This is a genomic window from Oleiphilus sp. HI0132 (assembly GCF_001635845.1).
The window spans coordinates 1-920 of record NZ_LWGJ01001757.1 but is presented as its reverse complement, the minus strand read 5'-3'; the positions used below and the strand labels follow the sequence as shown (position 1 = coordinate 920).

The window sequence follows — 920 nt, the reverse complement described above, 5'->3', positions numbered from 1 at the left end:
TGCGCGAGCACAACGCTCGTCATCACAGACTTATTCGAGAGACCTTGGAGCAGTTTGATGCTCATCGCTCCGAATGGCACAAGTTTCTATCGTGGTTTCATGAAATCCCTCTTTTTATTGAAAAAGAAGACTTCCGAGTGGTTCATGCTTGTTGGGATAGTTTAGCGATTGAACGTTTAAAATCTTATTCCCCAGACCATTGCATTAGTATGGACTTTTTGCACGAGTCTGCGGTCTCTGGTTCTTTCGCTAGCCGAATTATTGACAAGTTAACTCGCGGTACCGCATTGGAGCTGCCAAACGGTGAAACCATTCTAGGCAAAGATGGCTTGGCGAGAAGCATGTTTCGCACAAAGTTCTGGAGTGATGATCCCCAGATATACAATGATGTTGTCTTTCAACCCGACCCACTGCCGCCAGAAATGGCTGAGCGTCCTTTGTCGGCGATAGAGAAGCAGCAATTACTGACCTACCCAACAACAGAGGCGCCCGTATTTGTGGGTCATTACTGGATGTCTGGTGAGCCAGAGCCTATTCAATGCAATATTGCTTGCCTGGATTATAGCGCGGTGAAATATGGCCAGCTGGTGGCTTACCGAATGGATGGCGAGAGAGTCTTGAGTAAAGACAAGTTTGTGTCGGTGGACGTTACCCGGACATGAGTCGCATACCACCCATTCCACTAGACTTGGATCTTTCGGACTTTAGTCAATGGCTCCATTTTCAGGGCGTGGCCCATCGAGTCATTGAAAATCAGGGTGAACAAGCTTTGATTCTAGATGATGAAGGCTATGAGGAGCAGGTCTTGAGTGCGCTTGAACGCTACATGACAGAACCTCAGTATCGTAGTGGCCTAGCTGAGCAGCTTGATAAAATGCAGGACCAGCATCGGCGTCGTGAAGTGTTTCGTAAGCCGAGGG

At 48.2% G+C, this 920-nt stretch carries 1 protein-coding gene and 1 pseudogene; both read left to right on the top strand.

The window, feature by feature from the left end; all coding sequences use genetic code 11:
- A pseudogene (locus A3766_RS31660) lies at positions 1-662 on the top strand (serine/threonine protein phosphatase); the annotation flags it as partial.
- Positions 659-920, top strand: a 262-nt coding sequence (locus A3766_RS26815) for a rhomboid protease N-terminal domain-containing protein (protein ID WP_197479775.1), incomplete at its 3' end; no start/stop codon positions are given. The pseudogene A3766_RS31660 and the gene A3766_RS26815, both read left to right, overlap by 4 nt.